The 6,190-nt window shown below is 32.4% G+C and carries 6 protein-coding genes; all 6 read right to left on the bottom strand.

From position 1 onward, the window contains the following. Window positions 1-113: 113 nt before the first annotated feature. Window positions 114-884, bottom strand: a complete 771-nt coding sequence (locus IDG60_RS04655) for a GNAT family N-acetyltransferase (protein ID WP_000146747.1) — start codon at window positions 882-884, stop codon at window positions 114-116. A 76-nt stretch (window positions 885-960) separates the two neighbouring features. After that, window positions 961-1,515: a biotin transporter BioY gene (locus IDG60_RS04650; protein WP_000208742.1), complete on the bottom strand. Its 555-nt coding sequence runs from the start codon at window positions 1,513-1,515 to the stop codon at window positions 961-963. 120 nt (window positions 1,516-1,635) lie between these two features. Continuing rightward, the gene (locus tag IDG60_RS04645) at window positions 1,636-2,577 is read right to left on the bottom strand and encodes a nucleoside hydrolase (RefSeq protein WP_000163416.1); all 942 of its coding nucleotides are present in this window, start codon (window positions 2,575-2,577) and stop codon (window positions 1,636-1,638) included. A 398-nt stretch (window positions 2,578-2,975) separates the two neighbouring features. After that, window positions 2,976-3,884: an ABC transporter substrate-binding protein gene (locus tag IDG60_RS04640; RefSeq protein WP_000735038.1), complete on the bottom strand. Its 909-nt coding sequence runs from the start codon at window positions 3,882-3,884 to the stop codon at window positions 2,976-2,978. 213 nt (window positions 3,885-4,097) lie between these two features. Next, complete coding sequence (locus IDG60_RS04635; RefSeq protein WP_000999205.1) at window positions 4,098-5,252, bottom strand: acyl-CoA dehydrogenase family protein; 1,155 nt, start codon at window positions 5,250-5,252, stop codon at window positions 4,098-4,100. A gap of 216 nt (window positions 5,253-5,468) precedes the next feature. Beyond that, window positions 5,469-6,190, bottom strand: a 722-nt coding sequence (gene yut, locus IDG60_RS04630; RefSeq protein WP_206160528.1) for an urea transporter, incomplete at its 5' end; no start/stop codon positions are given.

Raw genomic sequence — 6,190 nt, 5'->3', positions numbered from 1 at the left:
GCACTATTTTTATAAGTATAAGTAGCTCAAAACAATTTAAAAAGCAGTAAGTTGATTTCTACTCGAAACCAGCTTACTGCTTTTTTATTCTAATACAAACCTATCATCAATCGTTAATTTCCAATATCTTCTTTTAATATTTGATAACAAAACGATTGATAGACATAACCTTGCTTTGCATACATATCTTTTGCTGTATCTTCACCATCTGTAACTAATATGATTGGTTTGTGATTTTTTGATATGGCGTATTCACCTATCAACGATTGAATTGTAGATCCAATTCCTTGGTGTCGAAATTGTTCTAATACACCAAATCCATCTAATTCAATGTAATTTTCACTTTCAATGACATCTACAACGCCAATAGGTTCATTATTTAAATAAGCTACTAAGCGTTTAATCACATCTTTTTGATAATGTTCCCTTACCATTTCTTCATGTGCATCTGCATAGTCTTTTCCAAATGGCAGACTAAACTGATATGCAACTTTTAAATAGGCATCTATATGCGACTCGTCAACGACGGCAATTTCAACGTCAGAGTTACGCGGCAAATTAGCAAGCGCATCACTTTCTATGGCATACAATTCCATAATACCTAGTTCAAAATTCATATCTTTAAACATAGCCATCCAATGATTATCAAGTTGTTCATTTTCCGGGAAACTAAACGCATAATGATTTGAACCTTGATTTGTATGTAATTGATGTTGACGTTCTAAGTCTTTCAGCCATCGCTCTTGGGTAGGCGTCTTTTTATATATCCATGTGTTGCTTGTGTATCGTTGTGGAAAAGAAGGCGTTAAATAAATTAACTGCTCGTCGTCATTTTCAAATATAGTGCCGTTACAATATATATCTGACATACTTATACTAGCCATTGACACCTACTCCTTTCACTTTTATAAATTTCAAAGCAACTTATTCAATTACTTTATTATCTTAACTTAAATATGATTATTTTAATCCCATAATTTGACGAAACTGCGAGTGATTAAGTAAAGCTGTACCAATCAAACTTGCTACAATTGCTTTTAATATATCACCAGGCAAATAAGCTAATGAAATTGAAATAGCTTTCGTAAATGGTATGTTAATAATCATGCCCATAATCAATGTACCAATAACATCTAATGCTATAACACCAAAAACTAAAATACCAACGAATAAAATCCAGAAATTAATTTCATTGATGAATCTATCACGAATCGCACCAATCATGAATGCTACAACTGGATATAATAGTAAAAACCCTGCTGAAGGACCTGCGAATACACCGATGCCACCGCGACCACCTGATAACAATGGCAAGCCAGCAACTACTAATAATAAAAAGACGATAACACTTAATGTGCCATATTTACGTCCTAAAATCACACCTGCTAAGAAAATACCAATGTTTTGAAGTACAATTGGTACTGAAGAAAATGGTAGTGGAATTACCGGTACCATTCCTAAAATAGCGATAATCGCTGTCATTAAAGCTGTATATACTAACTGTTTTGTTGTCATTTTTTACTTCCTTTCGTATTTCATGACCATTATTATAGCACCATTGTAAACTTTAAGAAATGAAAAGTTTACAATAAGTTGTTCTATATAAATTAAAACCTTAATTATTCTACACAGCTGTTAATTTACTTTTTTAGCAAGTGCAGTTATATAATCAAAAAATGCGTTGTTATCTACATGATTTATGACATTAATTTTGCGCCCATCTTTACACTCAAATGTCTTACCTTGACTTGGTCCATAACTTATTACATCGACTTTTTTCTCAATTGAATGAACCAAGTCCTTGTTACCAATATAAGCAGTCGTTAAAACATCCCATAAAAAGTAAGTAGAATTTGTTATAAAGTGTGTTAATGGTGGTACCGCTGCATAACTTACTCCTAAAAAATCAATGCCCGTATATTGGCGTTCATTCGCCCATCTTTGTCTAACATCTAACGTTAGCGGCACTTGATTCGTACTTTCTAAAGCAACCATATCAATCTCTATATCGCTATCAAAAACAATTTTAACCGCTTCTGGATCCCAATATGCATTCCATTCTGCAGAACCATCATGCTCAGGTTCTTCAACATTTCCTTTTGGTAAAAAGGTGCCACCCATCCAAACTAATTTTTCTATATACTGAACGATAGATGAATCTTTTTGTAGTGCTTTTGCTAAATCTGTAAGCGGGCCTGTAAATAATAATGTTACTTTTTCTGATTGTCTCTTTAAAGTTTGAATAATGTCTTCAAAGGCTTCTTTGTCGCTCACATTTGAAGCAACATGTTTGACTGGCTCATTTAAAATTGGCAATGCGTCCATAAAAAAGGCATGCATACGCCATTCTTTAGGAAATGGATTTTTTCCTCGTTCATATGATGGCGCAACTTGAATATCTTCATTTGAAAAACGATTAATAATTTTTACTGATGCGCTCAAAGATGGCTCTAAATAACAATCAGCACCAATTGTACTGACCCCTATCAATTGAACGTTTTCCATTTGTAATAATAAAAATAGAGATACTAAATCATCTACACCACCATCATGGTTAAAATAAACTTTCTTAGTCACTCGAAATCCCCCTTACATTTCATTGTCCATTAACAATATTATGTTTTTATAAAACGTTGTTATATATCTTTCTACAAAATCATAACATTCTGTTGTAATCCTTTTAAACCTCTTCTTTTATTGATAGCCATTCCCTGATATCCCTTCCATAAAGTATGCACTAATATAATTATGATATAACTTATCAATAAAGAGATACATTGAGCTATTTTCTCAGGTATACTACTTTAGCTATAATAATACTAATCTATCATTAATTAAATTGAACGATAACAACGGCACTTATTATTAAAAAAAATACAAATATCTAACTTTCTAGCTATAAAAATAAGAGCCTAATACAATATCAAAAGATTGATATGTTTCAGACTCTCATTTCACTAACTTATATAGCTGAATTATTTTGCAGCTTTAATTAATTTTTCTTTTAAATCTTTACGCATGAAATCTAATGTATAAGGATCGTTGTACCAGTATGTACCAGCATCAACTTTAACAATATGTCCTTCTTTAGTAGCTTTCAAATTCTTCCACATGTTTGTTGATTCATATCCTGGTGTAGGTTTACCTTCACTTGTACTCACAATGTAATCACCAGCATATTTTTCAATTTCTTCTTGTTTCACTTCAGCCCAACCTGCTTTTGCAGTTAACTTTTGTTGTTCTGGTTGCATTTTCAAACCAAATGCTTGATATAATACTTCTCCACCACGACCCCAGTTATCGCCGTAAGTGTATAATTTTTTATCAAATTCATCAAACAATGACACTGTTGCATCTTGTCCAATTGCTTTTTTAATTTCTTTACCGTCTTTAGCAGTTGTTTCTTCCCAATCTTTCTTCCAAGCTTTTACTTTATCTTCTTTACCAACAATTTTCCCTAACATTTCTTGTTGTTCTAAATATTTATGCTTATTATAGTCAACAACTACTGTTGGTGCTACTTTTTGATATTTTTTAATATCTTTGTCAGTAGAGTATACAATAATTAAATCTGGCTTTTCTTTAGCAACTTTTTCTACATCGCCATCACCAATTTTTGTAACACCTTTAAATTTATCTTTTAATACTTTGCTTTGATCGACTTGTTGATTTACAGCTACAATGTTTGCACCTAATTTTTTAAGTCCACCAGCATATGTTGGCGCAACTACTGCAATGCGTTTAGGGTCTTTCGGAATATCTACCGTTTTGCCATCGTCCATTTTATAAGATTTAGTTTCAGCTTTGTTATTTTTTTCACCTTGGTTCCCACACGCAGCTAACACTAATAACATAATTATTAATGGTAATAATAGTTTTTTCATAATTTCCTCCTATTGAAAATGATTATCAATTATTCCAAAATTATACAAGATTGCATATACATTTACAATAGCTAGTGCTATTTATTTTTTTATTTTCGCAAAAAATTTAGCAAAATATCTTAACATCCCTATAAATCCCCACAAAAAAGGGTAAATCCGAACGTCAAATTTCATCTCTTTATGCCAATCAACGATCGATTTACCTTTTTAAATTTAAAATGTATCTGTAATACTCTTAGCAATATTTGTATATGCTGCATCTTCCATAGGTGGATTGTGTAATCCTGCACGCATGTCACGATAGTAACGTTGTAATGGTCGATTCATTTCTAAGCTTTTAGCACCAACTATTCTCATCGCTAAATCAATCACTTCAAGCCCTTGATTCATTACCATCACTTTACTCGCACTTGTTGGATTTCTTATCTGACTGTCATCTTTATATTGTTGATACCCTTTTGCTGTACTCCATAAAAATTGTCTCGCACATAACAATAGCGTTTCCATTTTCCCTAAATTTTGTTGCACAGTTGGCAATGTTGCAATCGTTCCTTCAATACTATTAGGGCTATGTTGGATTGCAAAGTCTACAGCATAATTTCTAGCAGCTTGTGCTATACCTAAATAACAGCTTGGTATATGCAATATCCAACCATTTGGCGCTTTACTTTTCTCTGTTTCCACTAAATGTTTTAATGGTACTTTTACATCATTTAATATTAAATCATGACTTTCTGTCGCTCGCATACCTAATACGTCCCAATTATCGGCAATTTCAACACCAGGCAAATTCCTGTCTACTAAGAAAAAACCAACACTTTCTAATTCTTCTATATAAGCAGCAACAATAATATGTGTTAGTGCTTTACTCATTGATGTATATGTCTTCACACCATTTAAAATATACCCATCATCAGCTTTAACAGCATGTGTACTTGGTCTTCCCCCTCTTGTTGGACTACCCATTTCAGCTTCACTAACTGCTCTATTAACTAATGCACCATTATTAATTTCAACAGCAAATTGCTCCAACATATCTTGAGACCATAATTTCTGTTCATAAATTTGTCCTACGACACTCACATGCCAACCAATAGATAATGCTGTGGCACCATCAAGTTCGCCTAAAAATGATTGCAAAATAACCATGTCTTCTATGGTCGCACCTTCACCACCATATGCTTTTGGTAACGTTAATTTTCCATAACCTTCTTTAATTAACCATTCAATATTTTTATATGGAAATTGGCTATGTTGATCATTATATTCAGCTTTAGCCTTAAATGTATCTCTAATTACTTTGAATTTTTCAATCCATTTTCTTTGAATTTCCGTTGTTATTAAAAAGGAATTATCCATATCATTCATATTAGTCACCCCACACAACACACAATATAAATTATTTATTCCTAGTTTAACACTCGACTTTAAAAATAAAAAGGAACGTGCTGTGAACAATTAAAAGAAAACTGATAATTCGATTAAGTATGCACTTAATTTTATCCATAAAAATACACCTTAAACTATACAATTCGCTGTATGGTTTAAGGTGATATTCAAACAATATTAGGTTTGATTTAACTATCAAGCATCTACTTTGTCATGTTTAATACCAGCAAATAATAAAATCCATGTCACGATAATAAATGGCAATGTTAATGCAGGTAAGCCAAACGGTTCAAGCAATGTTGTTGTACCTAGTTGCACCACTACTGTTAATAACACACCTAAAAAAGTCGAAATATAAGGGTTAATCGCTGTTTTAAATGTATATCCTAGTGCGATTGCCATTAATACAAAGTTATAACCGAATAATCCCTGATTAATATCATCATAATTACCACCTAATAGAGCTACAATGATAAAGCTTAACAAACTAGCTATAACAGCTAAGAGTGCTGCTTTTCTTGATGCTATCAATATGCCGATTAAAATACATACGCCACCAATTACACTCGCTTCGATAAATACTTGACTGAATCCTTCAAATAATGACTGAATGAAATGTATTCTATCATTGTTGCTAAAATTAACCGTTTCAATGTTTTGAGGCATTAACTTTAACGATGTATCTACAAATTTAACCTGTCCTGAAAGTAAAATTGTAAACCAAGTCACAATGACAAAAGGCATCGTCAGCATCGGAACTTTATATGGTCTTAAAACTTCTCTCACTGCAGCAGCAACTGGTAACGTTAATAAAGTTGCTATCATTGTTATAACAATATCTAATCCTGACTTATCTAAAAAGATTGTTAACGCAATGGCAGTTAACACTGGATTAAATCCGGCTAACCCATCATTAA

The organism is Staphylococcus sp. EG-SA-2 (assembly GCF_017152085.1).
The sequence above is the reverse complement of the archived record's forward strand: the minus strand, read 5'-3'. Positions and strand labels throughout refer to the sequence as shown.